We start from the raw sequence: 21292 nt of genomic DNA on the forward strand, positions 1-21292 counted from the left end.
AGTGCATTATAGGGGAAATAAATTCCCATGCAAGTGCTTTTAACTCGCTGTTTTATCGTGTGTTGCATTTTTATGCACTATTTTGGTTCATTTATGCACTAATTAAGACATAAGTATTTAATTATACAGTAGAAATATGAATAAAATATTTCTACTGTATTTTTTTCTTATTTTGATTTGTTCGCCTGTTTAATACTCACACTCAGAATTTTTACAGGTTTTTTCGGTACATCTTGGTGCATACCATAGCTCCCAGTCGGTACTTTGACGATTTTATCCACGACATCCATGCCTTTAGTCACTTTGCCAAATACGGCATAGCCAGCATTCATCGCTCCTTTATTCAAAAAATCATTGTCTGCAACATTAATAAAAAATTGGCTAGTCGCGGAATTAGGATTATTGGTGCGTGCCATCGCTAATGTGCCACGACTATTCTTCAAGCCATTGGATGATTCATTTTGAATTGGTGCTTTGGTTTGTTTTTCTACCATGTTGGCATCCATCCCCCCACCCTGAATCATAAACCCAGGGATGACTCGATGGAAAATGGTGCCATTGTAGAAGTTGGCTTTGGCGTAGTCTTCAAAGTTTTTAGCCGAAATTGGTGCTTTATCATTAAAAAGTTCAATTTCAATATTTCCCATTGATGTTTTCATTTCCACCAGTGTATTGGCTGCATATGCACCCAGACTGAATGTCGTTGCAGTCAATAACGCGAGGCTTTGCTTGAACATGTAATGGCTTCCTAATTGTGGTGTTATCTCGTTGCTTATATTTAACACAACCGCATCAATTCAGCTATTTTTATACGTTGTTGCGCAACGCTACTCTGCAGGCGGCAAGTTTAAAACGGTTCTCCGATTCGGAATCAAGGTCATACTCGACATGCAAGATAAGACTAACTTGAGGTGCCTTTTTCTATTTACCAAACCCTTAACTCTGTTTATTCCAAAATCTTCTAAATTTTTTTGCCATTTCAATATAGTTCTTTTTCGCAGCTTGCGATAAGCCTGTCATATTAATAAAGCCATGAGTCATTGCTGGGTAATCTTGATAAGCCACTGCAACCCCTTGATGACGTAACTTATAAGCATAGATTTTTGCTTCATCATGTAAAACATCATGTCCTGCAGTGACAACAAAGGTCGAAGCCAATTTTTTTAAATTACCATATGTAGGTGAAATAAGCGGATCATCCAGTGCAACCTGATGCTGAGTGGCATAGTGAGCCGTCACCGTATCCACATCATCACCAGTTAAGATCAGACCATCTTTATAGGCAAAAAATGAAGGATGACGGCTTTTGAAATCTAGAGCTGGATAAATCAAAAACTGGACTTGAGGTGCATAAGCCTTCCCCGCACTGCGCTGAGCCACGACCGCACTTAGATTGCCACCAGCACTATCTCCAGCAACGGCTATACGGTTTTTCAGAACTTTTAATTGTTTACGGTTTTGATAAGCCCAAGCCAAGGCATCTTCACAACTTTGTACAACCTGATAAGGCGATGCTTCGGGTGCTAAGGGATAATCGATACTTAAGACCTGTACATTGGCATGCAGTGCCAATAAACGACAGACTTCATCATAGCTATCCATACTACCCACCACAAAGCCCCCACCATGGTAAAAAACCACCAGCGGCAACTTTTTATTCGGTGCAGGATGATAATGCCGCGCAAAGATCGTGCCGCTTTGTAACGGTAGGCGTAAATCTTCAACCTGTTTAATGCGGGTGGCTTTTCCTGTAATCAGTTGGCTCTGTAATTCAAAGGCTTTACGGGAGCGTTGTGCATCGGTAGAAATAAATCCTGTTTTGTTCTGCTTATACTGCACTGCCAAAATACATTTAATAAAAGGATCTAACTCAGGATAGTGATAAGGATAAGACAGTGCCTTTACAATATTTTCTTGGACAAAATTAGGCAGCTTATCCATCAATCGTGCTGCTGTACTTTGATTTTTCTCGATCAGTTCTTGTATTGATACGCCCATAAACGACTTAATCCTTGTTGTTTTATGTTGCAATTGAGCATTCACTCGCTAAAACCAACGTTGTATTACGGTTTTTAGCATAAAAGCTAATCGGCTTTGAAGCGCTTGTCATTAACACTGTTGCAACAAGTTCAAGTCAGAAACATCAATACCATACCCAACACGACAACTGAAATGATGAATAGCCTGATGAAAGACAGCACACCTCATTCAAGTACTGTCTTGACTCTATTTTCAGACTTTAAGGTCTTATTCCATGGCTAAGGTTTACTGCTGCATGGCGTTGGGCTGATTAGGGATTTGTTCCATGTTTGCCTGTGGAGCATTGATATTGGCAGATCCATCCACCTGCGCTGCAATGCCGACTTGTCCTTGTGCGCCAACTTCAGCCCCTGTCGACATTTGAGCTGCTTCAGTCGCTTGTACAGGGTCTTTAGAAGCACAACCCACTGCAAACACTGAAATAGCTAACATAGAAATAGAAAATAAACTGATTTTTTTCATACCTTGTTCCTTTTAACTTAAAAAACACAAAGCCTTGCTCCAGCTTTGCCAGAGCCATGATTCATGCTTTTGATCAGGCTTGCGCACATCTATAGTTAAGGTTTTTTATCTGTTGGTTGCTTTCTGCAAAATTTTATTAAGCGATTCTTTATCAGGATTAATCTTAAAAGCGGTCAAAAAATTCAGACAAACACTTATTTTTCATCAAATTATCTATATTAAGAGAAGATGAACAACCTAAAAATTCATAGATCGTGAACAAAAAATTGAGATCAAACTGCTTATGATTCTTGCCAAGTATCAACACAACAGCCAAATCACAACGTAGTGAGCCTTTTTTTGCTATAAAAAGTAGCAATACTCAGCAATTTCACAAAAAAAAAGCTTATTCGGAGGTTGAATAAGCTTAGAAAATACATTCTGAAAATATCAATCAGAAACTACAGCAACGATTGCTGTAGACCATATTAAAAAATGCTGCAAAAAATGTGAAATATTTAATTCCGTTTACCATGATCGTTTTTTGCTCTTAATCCACTTTTCGATCTGTTCCGTTCTGCCACCGCATCATATGCAATTCACCAAATCATTTTTTCTAAGATTTCTCCGCAAAATGATTTGGTCTAAGTATCAATGATCTGAAAAAGTAAAAATTTGCAAATTTAATCAAGCCTTCAACTTGAATTTTCTATGCCTGCCCCGACCTCTTTAGTAATCATGAATTCCACTATACATGGCAGTTCAGAATTCACCCCTTAGCACTAACGCCAAAGGACTGTACATGTTTAAAAACCCTTTTAAACGGAGTAAATCAATGACAACTGAGCAAAACGAACAAGCTCAAGACCTTCAACAAGAGCCAGCGGATCAACAAACAGCGCAAACTCAAGCTGAAACCGAGCAAGCAGACGTTTCAGTTGAAGATTTACAAGCACAAATTGGCAAGCTTGAAGAAAGTCTAAAATTGGAAAAAGCCCGTACAGCAAATGCAGTTTATGAAGCTCAGAAAAGTGTTGAACGTATTCAACGTGAATCTGAAAAGCATAAAGACACTGTACTGGAAAAATTTGCCAAAGAATTACTCGACTCTGTTGACAATTTAGAACGTGCCATTCAAGCCGCTGGTGCAGAAGAAACGCCTGTACTGGAAGGTGTCAAGCTGACTTTAAAATCATTGCTGACGACACTTGAGAAATTTGGTGTGGTCGAAGCCGATACGCAAAATGGCTTTAATGCCGATTTGCACCAAGCGGTGGGTATTGATCCAAATGCCAAAGCCAATGAAATTGGCACAGTTTTACAGAAAGGTTACACCCTAAATGGCCGTTTACTTCGCCCTGCGATGGTGATGGTTGGTCAATAAGCGCTATAAAAACGAGAGTTTGTGAAATATTTTCAGAAAATCAACTTGAAAAATTTTGAACGGCTCTCATATCGGATAACAAGCGAAAACATTGCACAAGAATTTTTGAGGAACAGATCTAATGGCTAAAATCATTGGTATTGACTTAGGTACTACAAACTCATGTGTTGCTGTACTTGAAGGCGACAAAGTTAAAGTAATCGAGAACGCTGAAGGCGCTCGTACAACTCCATCGATTATTGCGTATAAAGATGGCGAAATCTTGGTGGGTCAATCTGCAAAACGTCAAGCAGTGACTAACCCGAAAAATACATTATTCGCGATCAAACGTTTGATCGGTCGTCGTTATGAAGACCAAGCGGTACAAAAAGATATCGGTCTTGTACCATACAAAATCATCAAAGCTGACAATGGTGATGCTTGGGTTGAAGTTAACGACAAGAAACTTGCACCACAACAAATCTCTGCTGAAATCTTGAAAAAGATGAAGAAAACTGCAGAAGACTACTTGGGTGAAACAGTAACTGAAGCAGTGATTACGGTTCCTGCTTACTTTAACGATGCGCAACGTCAAGCAACTAAAGATGCAGGTAAAATTGCAGGTTTAGACGTTAAACGTATCATTAACGAACCAACGGCTGCGGCACTTGCGTTCGGTATGGACAAAAAAGAAGGCGACCGTAAAATCGCAGTTTACGACTTAGGTGGTGGTACTTTTGACGTATCAATCATTGAAATCGCTGACCTTGATGGCGACCAACAAATTGAAGTGTTATCTACCAACGGTGATACTTTCTTGGGTGGTGAAGACTTTGACAACGCATTGATCGAGTTCTTGGTTGAAGAATTCAAGAAAGAACAAAGCGTTAACTTGAAAAATGATCCACTTGCGTTACAACGTTTGAAAGAAGCTGCTGAAAAAGCAAAAATTGAGCTTTCTTCTTCTAACGCAACTGAAATTAACCTTCCGTACATCACGGCTGATGCGACGGGTCCTAAACACTTAGTGATCAACGTAACCCGTGCAAAACTTGAAGGTTTAGTGGCTGACTTGGTTGCTCGTACCATTGAGCCTTGCCGTATTGCGCTTAAAGATGCCGGTCTTTCGACTTCTGACATCTCTGACGTAATCTTGGTGGGTGGTCAATCACGTATGCCAATGGTTCAACAGAAAGTTCAAGAATTCTTCGGTAAAGAGCCACGTAAAGACGTGAACCCTGACGAAGCAGTCGCAATTGGTGCTGCGATTCAAGGTGCGGTATTGGCGGGTGACAAAACTGACGTACTTTTACTTGACGTTACACCATTAACTTTAGGTATTGAAACAATGGGCGGTGTATTGACTCCGATCATTGAGAAAAACACCACGATTCCTGCGAAGAAATCACAAGTGTTCTCTACCGCTGCTGACAACCAGCCTGCAGTAGACATTTCGGTTTACCAAGGTGAGCGTAAGATGGCTCAACAAAACAAATTGTTGGGTAACTTCCAGTTAGGTGACATTCCACCTGCGCCACGTGGTGTACCACAAATTGAAGTATCGTTCGACATCAACGCAGATGGTATCTTGAAAGTCTCTGCGAAAGATAAGAGCACAGGTAAAGAGCAATCGATCCAGATTAAAGCAAACTCAGGTTTGTCTGATGCTGAAATCGAAGCCATGATTAAAGATGCTGAAGCGAATGCTGAAGAAGACCGTAAGTTTGAAGAATTGGCAAAAGCACGTAACGAAGCTGATGCATTAATTTCAAGCTCACAAAAAGCAGTGAAAGATCTTGGCGAACAAGTGACGGCTGATGAAAAAACAGCGGTTGAAACAGCAGTGTCTGAACTTGAAGCTTCAACCAAAGAAAATGATGTTGAAGACATCAAAGCGAAAACTGAAGCGTTACAAAACATCTTGATGCCAATTACCCAACGTGCTTATGAGCAAGCTCAACAAGCAGGTGGTGCACAAGGTTTTGATCCAAATGCATTCCAAGGTGGCGATGCGGGTCAACAACAAAAAGCGGACGACGGTGTTGTAGATGCTGAGTTCACAGAAGTTAAAGATGACAAAAAATAATTTGTCAGATTGAAAAACCGCGCGTCAGCGCGGTTTTTTTATTTTTAACAGCGGCATATTTGCAGCAGACTGACTTTTCGCTACATTAAGCACAAACGCAAAAGAAAAAATAATCTATGCATCGACTTGGGCTAATGCTTCTCTTCTTGGCTTTACTTTGGTTGAGTTATCAAACTCATGCGCACCATCAACTCCGCTATAATGCCTGGTCAGATCGTCTACTACATCCTTTTGACCAACGCCTGCGCTTTAAGGTGGGCGATGTTGATCCCCGCTTCGGCTTAACCCCCGCACAAGTGATTGAACTGACTCAGGAAGCCGTTGACATCTGGCAGCAAGGTACACAGCAAACACTTTTTGTTTACGATCCCAATGCCAAATTAAGTATTGATCTGATTTATGATCAACGTCAGCAAGATGCCAATGATTTTAAAACCACTCAAAACCATCTGGATCAGCACAACCATCAAAATCAACGCTCTTCGGACAATATTGAACACGCTCGTAGTCAACTTGAATTGACTCAACATCGTTTAGAACAGCAAAAACAGTTACTCGAAACCGAATACCAGCAGTTACAGGCTCAACGTGCGACAGCTCAGTCTCGGCAACAGCAGCAATATTTACAAGACCAACAGCAGCAACTACACCTAAAAATCCAACAGTTTGAACAAGAAGTCTCTTACTATCAGCAACAGAATCATTCTTTTAATCAGAAAGTAGATCAACACAATCTGAATATCCAGCAGTACAATCAACAGATTGTGCAAGCCCAGCAGCGTTTTCCAGCTCGAGAATTTCACAAAGGCGTGTTTATGGGCAATAAAATTGAAATTTATCAGTTTGATGGGCCGGATGATCTCAGACTGACGCTTGCGCATGAATTGGGCCACGCCTTAGGACTGATGCATCACGATGATCCACAAGCCCTAATGTATCCGATTTTAGGGGAACAAAATCTAGTGCATTTTCAACTTAAGCCGACTGATTTACAACTGTTTTTGGCACGCTAGGCCAGCACCTTCAAATACCCATAGGTTTTATAAGGCATTCGGTCGATTTGCACAGCAAAAGATCCAGTTTCATGCTATTGTGATAGAACCATCCACACAGCAAACTGAGCGGAGAACAATGTGAGTTACTATCATATTCTCATTGAAGTGAATGATCATATCAGCACTATTGAACAAACTCGTGATTTAGAATTGTTTGATATTATTGAAATTCAGCCTTATCTCTACTCTATTCTCCTGCCATATTTCAATGAGCAAGAAATTGAACTGGAAGATGAAAATATTGAATTTCAGGATATCTTGCATTTAGAAATCAAGCAGACTTTGCTGCCAATTCAACACCTGATTGAAGAAGAACAACGACTCTTACCAAGCGATACAGATGTCACCATTACCGCACATGAAATTTTCAATAACCGTGATTTAAGTCAGGATGTCACTACTGTGATTTTTGACATTTTAGAAGCGGTGAAACTCGATCCGATCGAAATCGAATAAAGCACCTTAAATGCAATGACGGTGCAGATACACCGTCATATTTTAGTATTTTCTACTGCATCATCAGCTTGGCATTTTCATGACGAAATGCTGTTAAAGTTTGCTGACCAGCTCGTCCTGTCGGATTTAAACCCAAACGCATCTGCTCATCACGAATGGCTTGTCGGGTTTTATCCCCAATCAAACCATCCACTTTGCCAATGTCATAACCACGATTGAGTAAATATTGCTGGATTTCACGGCGTTCTGCACGTGATGTCCCTGCATCATTGGTTGGCCAACTTTGTTGAAACTGACCTTTGCCTTGTAAACGATCGGATAAATGGGCAATTGCTAGAGCATAGCTTTCAGCCGCATTATAACTATAAATGGCATCAAAATTTTTAAACACCAAGAATTTCGGACCATTTTCACCTGCTGGTGCCATTAATCCTGCAGGCGTACTGGCTGATAAATTGCCTTGAATTAAGGCACTGCCATCCGCACGCGTCACGCCTTGATTCATCCAATAGGATAAACTTTTCTTATTGCGACGCCCTTCACCAGAAATCGAGAGACTCACTGGTGTAGTCACCTCAAAGCCCCATGGCATACCAGTTTGCCAACCACGTTTGCTCAGAAAGTTGGCAGTGGAAGCTAACGCATCGGAGGTACTCGACACCAAATCACGGCGGCCATCTCCATCAAAATCTACCGCAAGCTCTTCATAGGTCGAAGGCATAAACTGGGTATGTCCAAATGCACCCGCCCAAGAGCCATACAGTTGATCTACGCTCAGATCACCGCGCTGTAAAATACGCATGGTGGCAAAAAACTCGCCACGGAAGTAACTTTGCCGACGCCCTTCACAGCTGAGTGTGCCTAAAGCCTGTAATAAAGGATAACTCCCTGAAATATTACCAAAATTACTCTCGACACCCCACACCGCAACCACAGTTTCGGCAGGTACGCCATAGGCTTGAGCAACCCGATTTAAGACATTCTGATGTTGGGCAAGTTTTTGTCGTCCCATCTCAACCCGTTCTTCATCCACCAAACCGGAGAGATAATCCCAAATAGGAGTTGAAAATTCTGGCTGATAGTTCAACTTGTCAATGACGCTATAATCTGGCGTCAAATTCTGGGTATAACGATCATAGGTAGAAGCACTGACACCTGCAGCAAGTGCTTGGCTACGCAAATTTGATAAGCAGCCTTGAAAATTTTGCTGCGAACTATAACTCTGCTTTGTTAAGTTATTGTTATAAGTGGAAACAGTAGCTGGTTGCCCATTAATAATCAGCTCTGCCTGAGATGGTGTTGCAACCCAAAAAATGGATCCAAAAATAAAATAATTGACTCGTTTCATCATCACTAAGGTTTTAAATTCAAATTATGCGTTTACCTTAACACTCCAACACAAAATTGACAGATAAGAAACGTAACTTTGAATTCATTTCCTTGGTTTTAAATTCATAATTTACTTTTAAATTTAAAATATTTTATCCACACCCCATATTCAGCTTCAATTTAAATTCAAAAGTAGTGTTTTAAATTCAAAACCCCAGATTTGAATTTAAAACAGGTTATCCACAGCCGTATTTTTTAAATTCAAAGCTAACAACCCTAAGTTTCAGAAGATTGCATGCGAATTATCTGGTTTAGAAGCAATGTTTGAATTCAAAACTCTCATTTTAAATTCATAAACACCTACTTTTAAATTCAAAAAAATGAATTTAAAACTGCACTCCTTTTTTGAATTCAAACCATTTTATCCACAATTGATGATTCACGCTTCTTTTGAATTTAAACTTTCCATCCAAATCCAGTTTTAAATTCAAAGTTTAATTTCTGTTTTTTTATTCTTAATCAGCAAAAAAACATGCTGTATAGCTTATTTTTCATTCTTTCAACCCACAATAAAAAGCTCAAATTTACGATAAAAGGCAACCTCTGAGCCTAGGGTCGCGTAGCATGCCTGAGTTCAAGGCATAAAAAAAGCGATCCACAGAGTGATCGCTTTTTTGCTAAACAGTTCAGGATTTAAATGGTCATATCTTCGCTTAATGCTAAAGGCACTGGCAAAATTTTTGCCAATTGATGGCATAAGCTGGTCAATTGACTGCTGTCATTCGGCATGAGCGTGATGTGTCCAATCTTGCGACCTGCACGTTCTGTTTTGTTATACAAATGCAGATGTGCGCCATTCAAAGCCAAAACCTGTTCAGATTTTGGATATTGTCCAATGATATTAATCATCACAGTCGGGCGCACGACTTCCGTTGAACCCAAAGGTAAGCCTGCAACAGCACGAATATGATTTTCAAATTGCGAACAGACTGAACCTTCAATTGACCAATGTCCTGAGTTGTGCACACGTGGTGCCATTTCATTGGCAAATAGACCTTGTTCTGTCACAAACAATTCTAGGGTGAGCACACCCACATAATTCAAGTGATTCAACAAACGCGTAATGTAGTCTTGTGCAACTGGCTGTAAATCTGCACTGTTTGGTGCAGGAACAATCGAATGCGACAAAATCCCGTTATGGTGATGATTTTCCGCCAAGGGCCAAGTTTTGACTTCACCATCTTGACCACGGACTGCGATAATCGACACTTCACGCGAGAACGTCACAAAACTTTCTGCAATCAAGCTCTTGGCAGGACCCAGTTCTGCCCAAGCCTGTTCAATTTGCTCTTCGCTACGCAGGACAAACTGACCTTTGCCGTCATAACCACCTGTCGCTGTTTTCAACACCAGTGGTAAACCCAGCACTGCAACGGCTTGTTGTAAACTCGCTAAAGAATCTACCGCTTGATACGGCGCGACAGGAATCTGTAATTGATCGAATAAGGCTTTTTCCATTAAACGATTTTGTGCTGTCGCAAGGGCTTGGCGCGGTGGGTGAATCATTTTACTTTGCGTTAAAAGATCCACATCCGCAAGCGGGGTATTTTCAAACTCTAGACTAAAAACGTCCGCGCTTTGAATAAACTGGTGCAAGCCTTGTTCGGTTCGGCTCGAAATCACCGGGCCCAAAGCCGCAGAAGGGCAGTCTGTATCTGCTTCAAAGAAGGTACATTGAATATTCAGTGGCAAGGCAGCCTGCGCCATCATGCGACCCAATTGACCACCACCAAAAATACCGATGGTTTTGTTCATAACCTGTGTCCCGTTTAAGCTTGACCCGGAATGTTATTGCTTGCCACTTTTTCGGTTTGAGCAGCGCGGAAATTTGCGACATTGGCCGCAATCTCTGGGCGAGTTAAACCTAAAATTTGAGCCGCCATAATCGCTGCATTGGTTGCCCCTGCAGGACCAATTGCCAATGTACCGACCGCAATACCTGCTGGCATTTGTACAATTGAAAGCAGTGAATCAACACCATTTAAAATAGAAGATTTAACTGGTACACCTAACACAGGTAAGTCAGTTTTTGCCGCACACATACCTGGTAAATGTGCTGCGCCACCTGCACCAGCAATAATCACTTGAATACCGCGCTCACGTGCAGTTTCTGCATATTCAAATAAGCGATCTGGGGTACGGTGTGCAGAAACAACTTCAGCTTCAAATGGGACACCAAGTTGCTTAAGCATATTGGCAGTGTGTTCGAGAGTCGCCCAATCAGATTGAGAACCCATAATAATTCCGACAAGGGGTTGAGCGTCTTGTGCTGCGGCCGCATTCATTGCTAATGTTCCAGAGACTAGAGTGAAAGAGGTTAAATCTCGACGATAGCCAAGCTTTAAATGGTTCAGAAGCCGAATATTATAGACTGATTTTTCATCTCACCAAAATTTAAGCAGGGCTGTTGTGAAATATTTTTTAGTTTTTTTAACTAAAAGTCGCTAAATGCTGATCCGAATGAAAAAAGCCATGCTGTGCACAGAGCGTCTGGCAGCACAGGCAAAAGTGATTACAAAGCTTGGTCGGCGAGCCAGCAGAGTAGAGCGCAATTCAAACACAGCCCAAACCCTTGCACATTTACTGGCTTCTAAATACAAAATATACGCAACCCAATAAACATAAACCCGCCCAAATATAGTCGAGCTTAAAAGGCTGCTTAAACATATACATCATAAATGGCACGAAAACCAATAAGGTCATGACTTCTTGGGTAATTTTCATTTGCCCCAAAGACCAGCCATCTTGGGCCAATAAGCGTGTGGCAGGAATCATAAAAGTATATTCAAGCAACGCAATCAACCAGCCAAACAAAATCGCTTGCCACAACGGTGCACCATGCAAAAATTTGAGATGCCCATACCAAGCCAAGGTCATAAAACAATTGGAAATCACCAACAATGCAAAAGGGGTTAGCATGGTATGTATCATTACGCTACATTCACAATCAAGACCAAGAATGGGCTGAAAAGTATACGCCAATGTGCCCATTTTAGGGGATTTTATCGACTTTAATCCTAGAAAAGTTCTGGTTAAATTGGCCGTCTAAATTGATACAAGAAAAACTATCTTTTCCCGAAGAGCCTTGCTATCGTTGCTGTCAAATCGATTCAATTCTGACAACAACACCAATGATGAAGTGCTGTGTCAAAAGCAGTGGAGTTAAAAATAGATGCATCTGCATATTTTGGGTATTTGCGGCACCTTTATGGGTTCATTGGCGTTACTTGCACGAGATTTAGGACATCAGGTGACCGGTTCAGACCTGAATGTTTATCCGCCCATGTCCACCCAACTAGAAAATGCAGGCATTACCTTAATGCAAGGCTATGACCGTAGCCACTTACAACCACATCCTGACTTGGTTATTGTTGGTAATGCCATGAAACGTGGCATTGATGCAGTTGAATATATGCTGAATGAAGGACTCCCGTATATTTCCGGTCCACAATTCCTAGCCGATCATGTCTTGCAAGGCAAACATGTGCTCGGTGTTGCAGGTACGCATGGCAAAACCACCACCACCACCATGCTGGCTTGGGTGCTTGATCAAGCGGGTTTAGAACCGGGCTTTTTAATCGGTGGCGTACCACTCGGTTTTTCTGAAAGTGCACGTTTAGGCGCTGGCAAATATTTCTGTGTCGAAGCGGATGAGTATGACTCAGCATTCTTCGACAAACGTTCCAAGTTTGTGCATTACCATCCCAAAACAGCCATTCTCAATAACCTTGAATTTGACCATGCGGACATTTTTGATGATTTGGCTGCGATTCAAAAACAATTCCATCATCTGGTACGTACCATTCCAAGCGAAGGGCGCATTATTGCCCCGATTACCGAAACCCATATTGATGAAGTCTTAGACATGGGTTGCTGGACTCCTGTGCTGCGTACCTCTTTAGAAGCCCATGCTGATGCCGCACTCTCTGCAGAACAGCTTTCCGCAGATGGCTCACACTTTAAAGTCTTACAGCACGGCGTGGTCAAAGGCGAAGTGAAATGGAACATGACCGGACAACATTCGGTTGCGAATGCCTTAGCGACCATTGCTGCGGCAGAACACGTCGGCGTGGCGATTGAAACCGCTTGCGAAGCCTTATCCAATTTTGGTGGTGTGAAACGTCGCATGGAACTGTTGGGAACCATTCAAGGCATTGAGGTTTATGATGACTTTGCCCATCATCCTACTGCAATCGAAACCACATTGGACGGTGCCCGTAAGCGTTTAGGCGAGCGTAAACTATGGGCGATTATTGAACCTCGCTCCAATACCATGCGTATGGGCAGTCATAAAGATGGCTTGGCATATTCAGCGCGTTTAGCCGATGAAGTGATTTGGTATCAACCCGAAGGTTTGGACTGGGACTTACAACCTGTCGTGGATGCAGCACCGAATAAAGCCGTGGTTGCCCGTTCTCTGGAAGATATTATTCACACCGTGGTGACTGAAGCGGGGCAGGGCGATGCCGTGGTGATTATGTCGAATGGTGGTTTTGGTGGCTTACATCAGAAATTAATTCACGCCTTAGAAACACAATAAATACTGAACTGAAAAAGCCCGCTGCAAGCGGGCTTTTTTATTTTTTCAATCCTGTATTAAAGATTAAGCAGCGACATCCAACAGGCTTTGGTCACGTTTAAACATCACATCGACATAAGAACACACGGGGACAATTTTGAGCTGTTGTTCACGAGCATACTCCACCAACACATCCAATAACTGACGTGCCATACCTTGCCCGCGCAAACTGTCATCCACCCAAGTATGGTCAGCCACAATCGTCGTCGCATCGCGCCATACATAGCTAATTTCAGCAATGCGCTGACCCGCAGCATCATTCAGAAAAAATTCACCTTTTTGCGCATTATTTTGATGTTGAAACTGCATTGTTGGCTTTCCTTTATACGGAGAAATTGCAGTTAACATGCCACAAACACTGCAGAAAAAACACCCGGTATTTTTATGCCTCGACCAAAGTTTAAAATCTGGTTACACCTTCATCAAGAAATCACCATTTTAAGGGATGAAGCCTAACCAATTTGTTTCTATGCTTAACATGTAGCACGCACAGGAGCAGCGACATGTTCATTTATTTTGTTTTAATGCTCTGTGGTTCATTATTAGCGAAAATACTAGCGAAATATGACAGCCCAGTTCCGTTAAAACTCTAAAAACCAGAATCAAACTTTTTACTGACCCAAAACCAATGACAACGGGAAAGGGCTTGACGCTATTGTTTTATATTTGCACTTCGGCTCAAAATATGCGATTCTTGCCACATATTTTGGATTCAGTCCAATACAGAATTTGAACAAGGGGAGTAGCCTCCTCCAAACGTCGATCACCATATGGTGTGCAGACGTGTCAGAATATCGTCATTACACTTTGCAAAAAGTCGGTATCTGAGCATTACCTAAGGTAATGTAGGCAAGACCTTGATCATGTTGACACAGATGTTTTTATCATCTGGCAACAGGTCAAGGTTTTTTTGTGACCAATTGCCAGATGCAGAGGATTTTTTTATGGAATCTATCGGCAATTTATGGCTGTATTTGGTCTTCTTCGGCATTGTGATTATCATGCTGTTGATCGACTTTCTTGGGTTTAAACAAAAGCAAGGACAACCAGTTGCCATTAAAACGGCAGCTTACTGGAGTGTTGCTTGGGTCAGTGTTGCCATGCTCTTTGCAGGCGGACTCTGGTTCTATTTACAACAAACGGTTGGGGTAACCATCGCCAACCAAAAAACCATGGAATATTTGGCGGGTTATTTGCTGGAAAAATCGTTGGCGATTGACAACGTCTTTGTCTGGTTAATGATTTTTGCAGCCTTTGCCATTCCACCTGCACTACAACGTAAAATCTTACTCTACGGCGTACTGGGCGCCATTGTCCTGCGGACCATCTTTATTTTCATCGGGGCATGGTTTGTTCAAGAATTCTCTTGGATTTTATACCTGTTTGGCGCGTTCTTGGTCTACACAGGCTTTAAGTTCCTGAAAGGGCAGGACGATGATCCAGACATTGAAAACATGCCGTTATTGAAGTGGTTACGTAAACATTTACGCATTACTCCTACTCTGCAAGGGGATAAATTCATGGTTCGCCAAAATGGCGTGCTGTGGTTCACACCGCTGTTTTTAGTGTTGGTTTTGGTTGAAGCTTCGGACGTTATTTTCGCCGTCGACTCTATTCCTGCAATCTTTGCAGTGACTAGCGATCCATTCATTGTCTTAACGGCAAACCTGATGGCAATTTTGGGTCTACGTGCCATGTTCTTCTTGCTGTCTGGTGCTGCTTCGAAGATGCATTACTTACCTTATGGTCTGGGCATTATCCTGTTATTCATCGGCTTTAAGATGTTAATGCTCGATGTATTCCATATGCCGATCTGGATTTCCCTAGGCTTTATTGTGCTTGTGCTGAGTATCACTGCATGGCTATCGGTTCGTCACAATAACAAGCAATTACCACCATCTGCATAAGCCGAATATTCACACGGCTTGATCAAACAGATTCAGTTCGCTGAATCTGTTTTTTTTTTGCTCAAGATTAATCTGTTCAATTTCCGTTTAAAACAAAAGTTCGAATTTCCCCTCTTCTCATCAAACATTCATGCATTTGGCAAAAAACTTGCTTGATTCAAGACAATAATCCAGATGAGTCAAACCTTATGAATGCGATTCCGACCCTCAATCCCATCTCGATGCCCTGTCAAAGCCAATTTGAACCGAGCGACTGGGAGATTTTAGCCCAATTTTGGTATCCCATAGCCCGTATTCAAGACGTTTCGATACAGCCGCAACGCGTAACCTTACTGGATGTCCACATGGCACTTTATCAAACCGAAGCGGGTGAAATTCATCTGGTTCGGGATCTGTGTCCGCATCGTGGCGTACCCTTGTCCAAAGGCTGGGTGAAAGGCGAGGAGATTGTTTGCCCTTATCACGGACTGCATTACAACACCCAGGGCCAATGTACCAAAATTCCGGCTCAGCCTAATTTAAACAATATTTCCTCACGGTTTAACCTGACACCATTTCCCGTAATTCTGCGTTATGGCTTGGTCTGGACCAGTTTGCATGCCCGAGATATCTCTCAAACCAATATCCCAGTATTAGAAACTTGGGAACAGTCAGAGCATCAATCCATCTTACCGCCCTTTGTCGATATTGCTGGCTCCAGTGGTCGGCAACTCGAAGGATTTATTGATGTTGCCCATTTCGCATGGGTTCATCATCAAGCGTTTGCAGACCGAGACAATCCCGTAGTGCCAAAATACCAGACCGAACGCACCGCATATGGTTTAAAAACGGTGTATATCAGTAATGTCAGCAACTACCCGCATGGCTTACAGCACTTGGCCCCTGATGACTTTGTATGGGTTCGCACTTTTGACGTCTATCCGCCTTTTTCAGCCATTCTCAGCATTGATTTTCCCAACGGCGGCATCTTAAAGATTCTGAATGCTTGCTGTCCGGTATCACACAATCAAACCTGCTTATTTGTGCCCTTAACCCGTAATTTTGATCAAACAGGCGATTTAGAATCGGTTTATGCTTTCAATGCGCAAATTTTTGCCGAAGACCAAGACATGGTGGAATCACAGAAACCAGAAGAACTGCCGCTGGATTTAATGATGGAAGCCCATTTTGAAGCCGATCGTTCTTCTACCACCTATCGCCGTATTTTGGCAGAGTGGGGACTGAGTCAACGTTATACAGTTTAGTCAGACATTTTCAGGTACAATCAATCGAAAAAATAAAAGTTGTAGGTTTTCCATGTCTTCATTGTTGCAGACCACCGTGGTTCGTGGTCGTTTCTTAGATATTCAAAATTTAGTTGCTCAAGCTGCGGATATCGCAGATCAAGTCCGCTATTTAGAAGATGGCGTGCTCATCAGTGAAGCTGGAAAAATTAAATGGTTTGGCCCGTGGCAAGATGCAGCTGCCCATCTGCCAGAAGGAATTGCAATTCAGCATTATCCCGAAAAACTGATTGTCCCAGGCTTTATTGATACTCATATTCATTTCCCACAAACCGAAATGGTCGGTGCTTACGGCGAACAACTGTTGGAATGGCTAAATACCTATACTTTTCCAACAGAAATACAATTTGCCGATCCTGCATATGCAGCTCAAATTGCCGAATTCTTTGTGCAGGAACTGTTAAAAAATGGTACGACGACAGCCTTGGTGTTCTGTACCGTGCATCCTGAATCGGTGGATGCCTTGTTTGAAGCAGCACAGCGCCAGCAGATGCGTCTGATTGCAGGTAAGGTGATGATGGATCGTCATGCGCCTGATGCTTTGTGTGACACGCCAGAACGTGCATATAGCGACTCGAAAGCCCTGATTGAAAAATGGCATGGCAAGGGGCGGGCACTGTATGCCATCACCCCGCGTTTTGCCCCAACATCGACCCCAGAACAATTACAGCTGGCTGGGCAACTCAAAGCCGAATATCCCGATGTGTATGTGCATACCCATCTCAGTGAAAATAAAAATGAAATTGCTTGGGTCAAAGAACTCTTCCCGGCACAGCAAGGCTATTTAGATGTTTACCACCACTATGGACTTACCGGTTCACGTTCTGTTTTTGCCCACTGTGTGCATTTGGAAGACAGTGAATGGGAATGTATGCATGCCACGGATTCTGCGATTGCATTCTGTCCAACTTCCAACCTGTTCCTTGGCAGCGGTTTATTTCCCTTAAAGAAAACGTGGGAAAAACAAGTCAAAGTCGGTTTGGGGACTGATATTGGGGCGGGCACGTCGTTCAATCAGCTACAAACGCTAAATGAAGCCTATAAAGTACAGCAGTTACAAGGGGATAAACTGTCTGCCTTTGAGTCTCTGTATCATGCCACTTTAGGCGGTGCCAAAGCCCTCAGCCTAGAGCATCAACTGGGTAATTTTAATGTCGGCAAAGAAGCCGATTTTGTAGTGTTAGATTTACATGCCACAGCACTGCAAAGTTTAAGACAGCAACGTGCTAAAGGGATTGAAGATGCCTTGTTCGCCCTGATGACGATGGGGGATGATCGTAATATTCATGCCACTTATGTGTATGGCCAAGCTGCTTATGTCCAAGCCGAATCAACCCAGCACTAAGTCATGCTGCACATTCTCGCTATGTCTGCTCTTGCTGGGCTGCAGTGTTGTGCTCCGCGCGGATACACGCAAAAAGGATAAAAAATAAACAACAAAGGATGCATCTGATTTTAACTTGTATTAAAATAGAGGCATATTTTGAGGTGTTGCAGGTCAACACCTTTTTTATTTTTTGATTTTTAGGTATCTGCCCATGACCGTTCAAATGAGCGTAATGATTTCAGCTGAAGAGATCCAAGCGAAAGTGCAAGAGCTTGGTGCTAAAATTAATGCCCACTATGCCCAAAGCGATAAAGAACTTGTCTTGATTGGCTTATTACGTGGTTCCGTTATTTTTATGGCTGATTTATGCCGAACAATTGAAAAACCGCATGAACTCGATTTTATGACGGTTTCGAGCTATGGCAAATCCACGGTGTCGAGCCGTGACGTGAAAATTTTGAAAGATTTAGACGGCGAGATTCGTGGTAAAGATGTCCTTGTGGTTGAAGACATTATTGACTCAGGGCATACCTTAAGCAAAGTCCTGGAAATCTTACAAACTCGCGAACCGAACTCCATCGAGCTGTGTACTTTAGTCAGCAAACCGTCACGTCGTGAAATTGATTTAGATGTCAAATTCCTCGGTTTTGAAGTCGAAGATAAGTTTATTGTGGGCTATGGTCTCGACTACGATCAAAAATATCGCCACATTCCATTTATTGGTGAAATTGGTCTCTAAGTCTTAGACCCGTTCCATTCTTAAAAGCCTTTTAAAGCGGTGATTCATCGTGTTTAAAAGGCTTTTTTTCTGCTGCAGTTAAAATGTCCACCACACAAAAACACGACACTCGGTTGCATTTTTACTGTTGGGTCGCACCAGCATATTCTTCAAAATCATAAAGATCACTTAATGCTTCATGCAATGATAACAACAAGGAGAACTCTATGTGGTCACTGATAGTTGCCATTTTTGTCGGTTTTATTGCGGGTCTAATTGCGCGTGCCATCCATCCCGGTGACGACAAAGCTGGCTTTTTGTTTACCACCTTATTGGGGATTGCGGGTTCGTTATTAGCAACTTATGGCGGACGTATGCTCGGACTTTACGCCGATCATGCCGCAGCAGGATTCTTCGCTTCGGTCCTTGGTGCGATGATTATTTTGTTTATCTACAATCTGTTCAGCAAAAAATCATCAGCTTAATGCATAAAAAAAGCCTTTTCAGCCTGAGCTGAAAAGGCTTTTTGTTGCCTGTGTTAATTACAAACCGAATTCCTTCCAGATCAACTCAATTTGCTCCGCAGGGAAGCCACCTGAGGTTTTAAACCCATTTGAGAAAATAATGGTTGGTGTACCTTTCACCCCTAAGGCTTGTCCGAGCTTTAAATTCCGCTCGATTGGATTAGCACAGCTCTTGTTGCCCGCAGGAGCAATCCCTTTGGCAATCAAGTTTTCCCATGCATAACTCTGATCTTTTGCACAATAGACGGCTTTAGAAGGTGCAACCGACTGCGGCTTAATTGGATAGATGAAAGTATAAATGGTCACGTTATCCAGTTTCTTTAGTTCAGCCTCAAGTTGTTTGCAATACGGGCAATTTGGGTCAGAAAAGATGGCCAACTGACGTTTACCAGTACCTCGTACAGTTTTCACCGCATCCTGTAACGGGAGTTTTTTCCAATCAACTGAATTTTGTTTTAGGATCAAGTCTTTGGTCAAGTTCTGCTGATCCTTGAGTCGGATCATCGACCCGACCAGCATATGCTGTGCATTTTCCCCTAAATACACCACCTGACCATCCATAGACCCACTGTAAATGCCCGGCATTTCTGTGGCTTGAATATTCTGTATTTTCAACTCTGGATGTTGTTTGGCAAGATTAGTTTTGACCTGCTCGACACCTGCAAAACTCGACCAAGATGCTAAAGCGGCCACTACAGCGACCATGGTTTTTTTCAACATGAATTCGGCTCGTTCACGTAAGTTATCAAAGTGCCTCAGTTTAATCATAATTATTATGCTGATTGAAAGTTTTTATCAGGTATTTGGTAAAGCAAAGCCCTAAAGGTTTCACGTGGAACCAGCAGAACTCAAACCGATAATGGATTAATCTCAACTGAAATATGCACAATTTCATCATGCACAGCCAAGGCCTCGCGGACTTGATCAGCCGTTAAGGTTGCATCACTACTCAGGGCCAAAATGCAGGCAAATTTGCCTTTGGCCACTTTCCAGACATGTAAATCGGTCACTTCCACCGCAACCCCAAAATCTGCAACCACTTGCCAAATCTCATTCACTACGGGATGGTTCATCTCTGCATCCAACAAAGTTTTTGCCGTTTCCTGCATCAGCGCTACAGCCCAGCGTGCCACCAAGATTGCCCCGACAATCCCTAACAGCGCATCAAGAAATGACCACCCCATATATTTCCCTGCAAACAAGGCCATAATGGCAAATACTGAAGTCACTGCATCCGCCAACACATGTAAAAATGCGGCTTTTTGATTGAGATCTTGCTCATGCGAAAATGTAGATTCCTCATGATGGTGATGGTGATGGTGATGGTGATGGTGATGGTGATGGTGACCATCATGCAAAAGCCAAGCACAAATCAAGTTCACCAGCAAGCCTAAAATCGCAATTGGAATCGCCTGATTATATTGAATATCAACAGGATTAATCAGACGCTGTAGTGAATGCACTGCCATAAACACAGCAACCACCAACAGTAAAATCGCACTGCTATAACCCGCTAAAATTTCAATTTTCCACGTCCCAAAACTAAAGCGCTGATCCTGTGCATAATGCCGCGCTGCCCGATAAGCAAAATACGCCAAGCCCAGCGCCAACATATGCGAACTCATATGCCAGCCATCCGCCAGTAATGCCATGGAGTTAAAAAACCAGCCGCCAATCACTTCTAATAACATCATCACTGCCGTTAAAATAGTCGCGATTAAGATTCGTTTTTGTGCGAGAGGATTGCCAGTATCAAATTGATGACTATGGCGTCTGGGCATTGCGGAATGTTGCATAATGTTCTCACCAATATACTCCCCAGTAGTATATTTATTTTTTGGAGGAAAGTGTGGGCCATTTATATGAAGATAAAAAAATTAAGAATCGAGTCAAACGTCTGCAAGGGCAGATTCAGGCAGTCGATCAAGCACTGATGCAACCTGACAGTTCATGTATTGATGTGCTGCAACAAGTTGCAGCGGTGAGGGGGGCCGTGAATGGCCTGATGAATGAGCTGGTTGAAGCACATCTGCGGCACCATGTGTTGAAACAGCATAGTGAGCTGGATGAAGCTGAACTTGCAGAATTTTTAAAATTATTAAAACGATATGGTTAATCATTGTT

21 protein-coding genes are annotated in these 21292 nt (G+C 42.4%); 11 read left to right on the forward strand and 10 right to left on the reverse strand.

Annotated features, from left to right (window positions below; genetic code table 11):
* Positions 1-167: 167 nt before the first annotated feature.
* The 3 genes from AC6CHI_RS15670 to AC6CHI_RS15680 form a co-directional block, all read right to left on the reverse strand.
* Positions 168-737 (reverse strand): peptidylprolyl isomerase, encoded by a 570-nt coding sequence (locus AC6CHI_RS15670; RefSeq protein WP_498122404.1) that lies wholly within the window; start codon positions 735-737, stop codon positions 168-170.
* A 199-nt stretch (positions 738-936) separates the two neighbouring features.
* Complete coding sequence (locus AC6CHI_RS15675) at positions 937-1998, reverse strand: alpha/beta hydrolase (RefSeq protein ID WP_498122406.1); 1062 nt, start codon at positions 1996-1998, stop codon at positions 937-939.
* Between the two features lie 267 nt (positions 1999-2265).
* Positions 2266-2502, reverse strand: a complete 237-nt coding sequence (locus AC6CHI_RS15680; protein ID WP_498122408.1) for a hypothetical protein — start codon at positions 2500-2502, stop codon at positions 2266-2268.
* 814 nt (positions 2503-3316) lie between these two features.
* Between AC6CHI_RS15680 and grpE the strand changes: the two genes are divergently transcribed.
* The 4 genes from grpE to AC6CHI_RS15700 all read left to right on the forward strand — a co-directional run bounded on the left by grpE (position 3317) and on the right by AC6CHI_RS15700 (position 7441).
* A complete protein-coding gene (grpE, locus tag AC6CHI_RS15685; RefSeq protein ID WP_458893538.1) occupies positions 3317-3865 on the forward strand; it encodes a nucleotide exchange factor GrpE in 549 nt (182 codons plus the stop codon).
* Between the two features lie 121 nt (positions 3866-3986).
* The gene (gene dnaK, locus AC6CHI_RS15690; protein WP_458893537.1) at positions 3987-5930 is read left to right on the forward strand and encodes a molecular chaperone DnaK; all 1944 of its coding nucleotides are present in this window, start codon (positions 3987-3989) and stop codon (positions 5928-5930) included.
* 116 nt (positions 5931-6046) lie between these two features.
* Positions 6047-6943 (forward strand): matrixin family metalloprotease, encoded by an 897-nt coding sequence (locus AC6CHI_RS15695; protein ID WP_498122411.1) that lies wholly within the window; start codon positions 6047-6049, stop codon positions 6941-6943.
* Positions 6944-7063: 120 nt separating this feature from the next.
* Complete coding sequence (locus AC6CHI_RS15700) at positions 7064-7441, forward strand: hypothetical protein (protein ID WP_458893535.1); 378 nt, start codon at positions 7064-7066, stop codon at positions 7439-7441.
* Between the two features lie 52 nt (positions 7442-7493).
* Here the strand turns inward: AC6CHI_RS15700 and AC6CHI_RS15705 are convergent, their stop codons facing one another.
* The 4 genes from AC6CHI_RS15705 to AC6CHI_RS15720 form a co-directional block, all read right to left on the reverse strand.
* Positions 7494-8789 carry a lytic murein transglycosylase gene (locus AC6CHI_RS15705; RefSeq protein WP_498122439.1) on the reverse strand — a complete coding sequence of 432 codons (1296 nt, stop codon included), beginning with the start codon at positions 8787-8789 and terminating at the stop codon, positions 7494-7496.
* Between the two features lie 674 nt (positions 8790-9463).
* On the reverse strand, positions 9464-10585 hold the full coding sequence (locus tag AC6CHI_RS15710; RefSeq protein ID WP_498122413.1) for a 5-(carboxyamino)imidazole ribonucleotide synthase: 1122 nt from the start codon (positions 10583-10585) through the stop codon (positions 9464-9466).
* Positions 10586-10599: 14 nt separating this feature from the next.
* On the reverse strand, positions 10600-11115 hold the full coding sequence (gene purE / locus AC6CHI_RS15715) for a 5-(carboxyamino)imidazole ribonucleotide mutase (RefSeq protein ID WP_458893533.1): 516 nt from the start codon (positions 11113-11115) through the stop codon (positions 10600-10602).
* Positions 11116-11410: 295 nt separating this feature from the next.
* The gene (locus tag AC6CHI_RS15720; RefSeq protein ID WP_458893531.1) at positions 11411-11749 is read right to left on the reverse strand and encodes a DMT family protein; all 339 of its coding nucleotides are present in this window, start codon (positions 11747-11749) and stop codon (positions 11411-11413) included.
* Between the two features lie 253 nt (positions 11750-12002).
* Between AC6CHI_RS15720 and mpl the strand changes: the two genes are divergently transcribed.
* Positions 12003-13370 (forward strand): UDP-N-acetylmuramate:L-alanyl-gamma-D-glutamyl-meso-diaminopimelate ligase, encoded by a 1368-nt coding sequence (mpl, locus tag AC6CHI_RS15725; protein WP_498122415.1) that lies wholly within the window; start codon positions 12003-12005, stop codon positions 13368-13370.
* 63 nt (positions 13371-13433) lie between these two features.
* Here the strand turns inward: mpl and AC6CHI_RS15730 are convergent, their stop codons facing one another.
* Positions 13434-13718, reverse strand: coding sequence for a GNAT family N-acetyltransferase (locus tag AC6CHI_RS15730; RefSeq protein ID WP_458893529.1), 285 nt, complete (start codon positions 13716-13718; stop codon positions 13434-13436).
* Between the two features lie 635 nt (positions 13719-14353).
* Between AC6CHI_RS15730 and AC6CHI_RS15735 the strand changes: the two genes are divergently transcribed.
* The 5 genes from AC6CHI_RS15735 to AC6CHI_RS15755 all read left to right on the forward strand — a co-directional run bounded on the left by AC6CHI_RS15735 (position 14354) and on the right by AC6CHI_RS15755 (position 19129).
* Complete coding sequence (locus AC6CHI_RS15735) at positions 14354-15316, forward strand: TerC family protein (RefSeq protein WP_498122417.1); 963 nt, start codon at positions 14354-14356, stop codon at positions 15314-15316.
* A 188-nt stretch (positions 15317-15504) separates the two neighbouring features.
* Positions 15505-16560, forward strand: coding sequence for a Rieske 2Fe-2S domain-containing protein (locus AC6CHI_RS15740; protein ID WP_498122419.1), 1056 nt, complete (start codon positions 15505-15507; stop codon positions 16558-16560).
* A 52-nt stretch (positions 16561-16612) separates the two neighbouring features.
* Positions 16613-17944: a guanine deaminase gene (guaD, locus tag AC6CHI_RS15745; protein WP_498122421.1), complete on the forward strand. Its 1332-nt coding sequence runs from the start codon at positions 16613-16615 to the stop codon at positions 17942-17944.
* Positions 17945-18137: 193 nt separating this feature from the next.
* Positions 18138-18665 (forward strand): hypoxanthine phosphoribosyltransferase, encoded by a 528-nt coding sequence (gene hpt / locus AC6CHI_RS15750; protein WP_458893525.1) that lies wholly within the window; start codon positions 18138-18140, stop codon positions 18663-18665.
* 206 nt (positions 18666-18871) lie between these two features.
* Entirely contained in the window at positions 18872-19129 is a 258-nt protein-coding gene (locus AC6CHI_RS15755) for a GlsB/YeaQ/YmgE family stress response membrane protein (protein ID WP_458893523.1), read from the forward strand.
* 57 nt (positions 19130-19186) lie between these two features.
* Here the strand turns inward: AC6CHI_RS15755 and AC6CHI_RS15760 are convergent, their stop codons facing one another.
* On the reverse strand, positions 19187-19888 hold the full coding sequence (locus tag AC6CHI_RS15760; RefSeq protein ID WP_458893521.1) for a DsbC family protein: 702 nt from the start codon (positions 19886-19888) through the stop codon (positions 19187-19189).
* Positions 19889-20016: 128 nt separating this feature from the next.
* Positions 20017-20964: a CDF family Co(II)/Ni(II) efflux transporter DmeF gene (gene dmeF / locus AC6CHI_RS15765; protein WP_498122423.1), complete on the reverse strand. Its 948-nt coding sequence runs from the start codon at positions 20962-20964 to the stop codon at positions 20017-20019.
* A 53-nt stretch (positions 20965-21017) separates the two neighbouring features.
* Here dmeF and AC6CHI_RS15770 point away from each other — a divergent pair, with 53 nt between their 5' ends.
* Complete coding sequence (locus AC6CHI_RS15770) at positions 21018-21284, forward strand: metal/formaldehyde-sensitive transcriptional repressor (protein WP_458893519.1); 267 nt, start codon at positions 21018-21020, stop codon at positions 21282-21284.
* Positions 21285-21292: the final 8 nt, after the last annotated feature.

The organism is Acinetobacter sp. GQ146 (genome assembly GCF_059758585.1).

Coding starts and splice junctions, on each gene's coding strand:
- AC6CHI_RS15675 (WP_498122406.1), bottom strand. CDS start 1,998: ATGGGCGTATCAATACAAGAACTGATCGAGAAAAATCAAAGTACAGCA.
- guaD (WP_498122421.1), top strand. CDS start 16,613: ATGTCTTCATTGTTGCAGACCACCGTGGTTCGTGGTCGTTTCTTAGAT.
- AC6CHI_RS15695 (WP_498122411.1), top strand. CDS start 6,047: ATGCATCGACTTGGGCTAATGCTTCTCTTCTTGGCTTTACTTTGGTTG.
- dnaK (WP_458893537.1), top strand. CDS start 3,987: ATGGCTAAAATCATTGGTATTGACTTAGGTACTACAAACTCATGTGTT.
- grpE (WP_458893538.1), top strand. CDS start 3,317: ATGACAACTGAGCAAAACGAACAAGCTCAAGACCTTCAACAAGAGCCA.
- AC6CHI_RS15710 (WP_498122413.1), bottom strand. CDS start 10,585: ATGAACAAAACCATCGGTATTTTTGGTGGTGGTCAATTGGGTCGCATG.
- AC6CHI_RS15755 (WP_458893523.1), top strand. CDS start 18,872: ATGTGGTCACTGATAGTTGCCATTTTTGTCGGTTTTATTGCGGGTCTA.
- AC6CHI_RS15720 (WP_458893531.1), bottom strand. CDS start 11,749: ATGCTAACCCCTTTTGCATTGTTGGTGATTTCCAATTGTTTTATGACC.
- AC6CHI_RS15730 (WP_458893529.1), bottom strand. CDS start 13,718: ATGCAGTTTCAACATCAAAATAATGCGCAAAAAGGTGAATTTTTTCTG.
- mpl (WP_498122415.1), top strand. CDS start 12,003: ATGCATCTGCATATTTTGGGTATTTGCGGCACCTTTATGGGTTCATTG.
- dmeF (WP_498122423.1), bottom strand. CDS start 20,964: ATGCAACATTCCGCAATGCCCAGACGCCATAGTCATCAATTTGATACT.
- AC6CHI_RS15680 (WP_498122408.1), bottom strand. CDS start 2,502: ATGAAAAAAATCAGTTTATTTTCTATTTCTATGTTAGCTATTTCAGTG.
- AC6CHI_RS15735 (WP_498122417.1), top strand. CDS start 14,354: ATGGAATCTATCGGCAATTTATGGCTGTATTTGGTCTTCTTCGGCATT.
- hpt (WP_458893525.1), top strand. CDS start 18,138: ATGACCGTTCAAATGAGCGTAATGATTTCAGCTGAAGAGATCCAAGCG.
- AC6CHI_RS15740 (WP_498122419.1), top strand. CDS start 15,505: ATGAATGCGATTCCGACCCTCAATCCCATCTCGATGCCCTGTCAAAGC.
- AC6CHI_RS15760 (WP_458893521.1), bottom strand. CDS start 19,888: ATGTTGAAAAAAACCATGGTCGCTGTAGTGGCCGCTTTAGCATCTTGG.
- AC6CHI_RS15705 (WP_498122439.1), bottom strand. CDS start 8,789: ATGAAACGAGTCAATTATTTTATTTTTGGATCCATTTTTTGGGTTGCA.
- purE (WP_458893533.1), bottom strand. CDS start 11,115: ATGAATGCGGCCGCAGCACAAGACGCTCAACCCCTTGTCGGAATTATT.
- AC6CHI_RS15670 (WP_498122404.1), bottom strand. CDS start 737: ATGTTCAAGCAAAGCCTCGCGTTATTGACTGCAACGACATTCAGTCTG.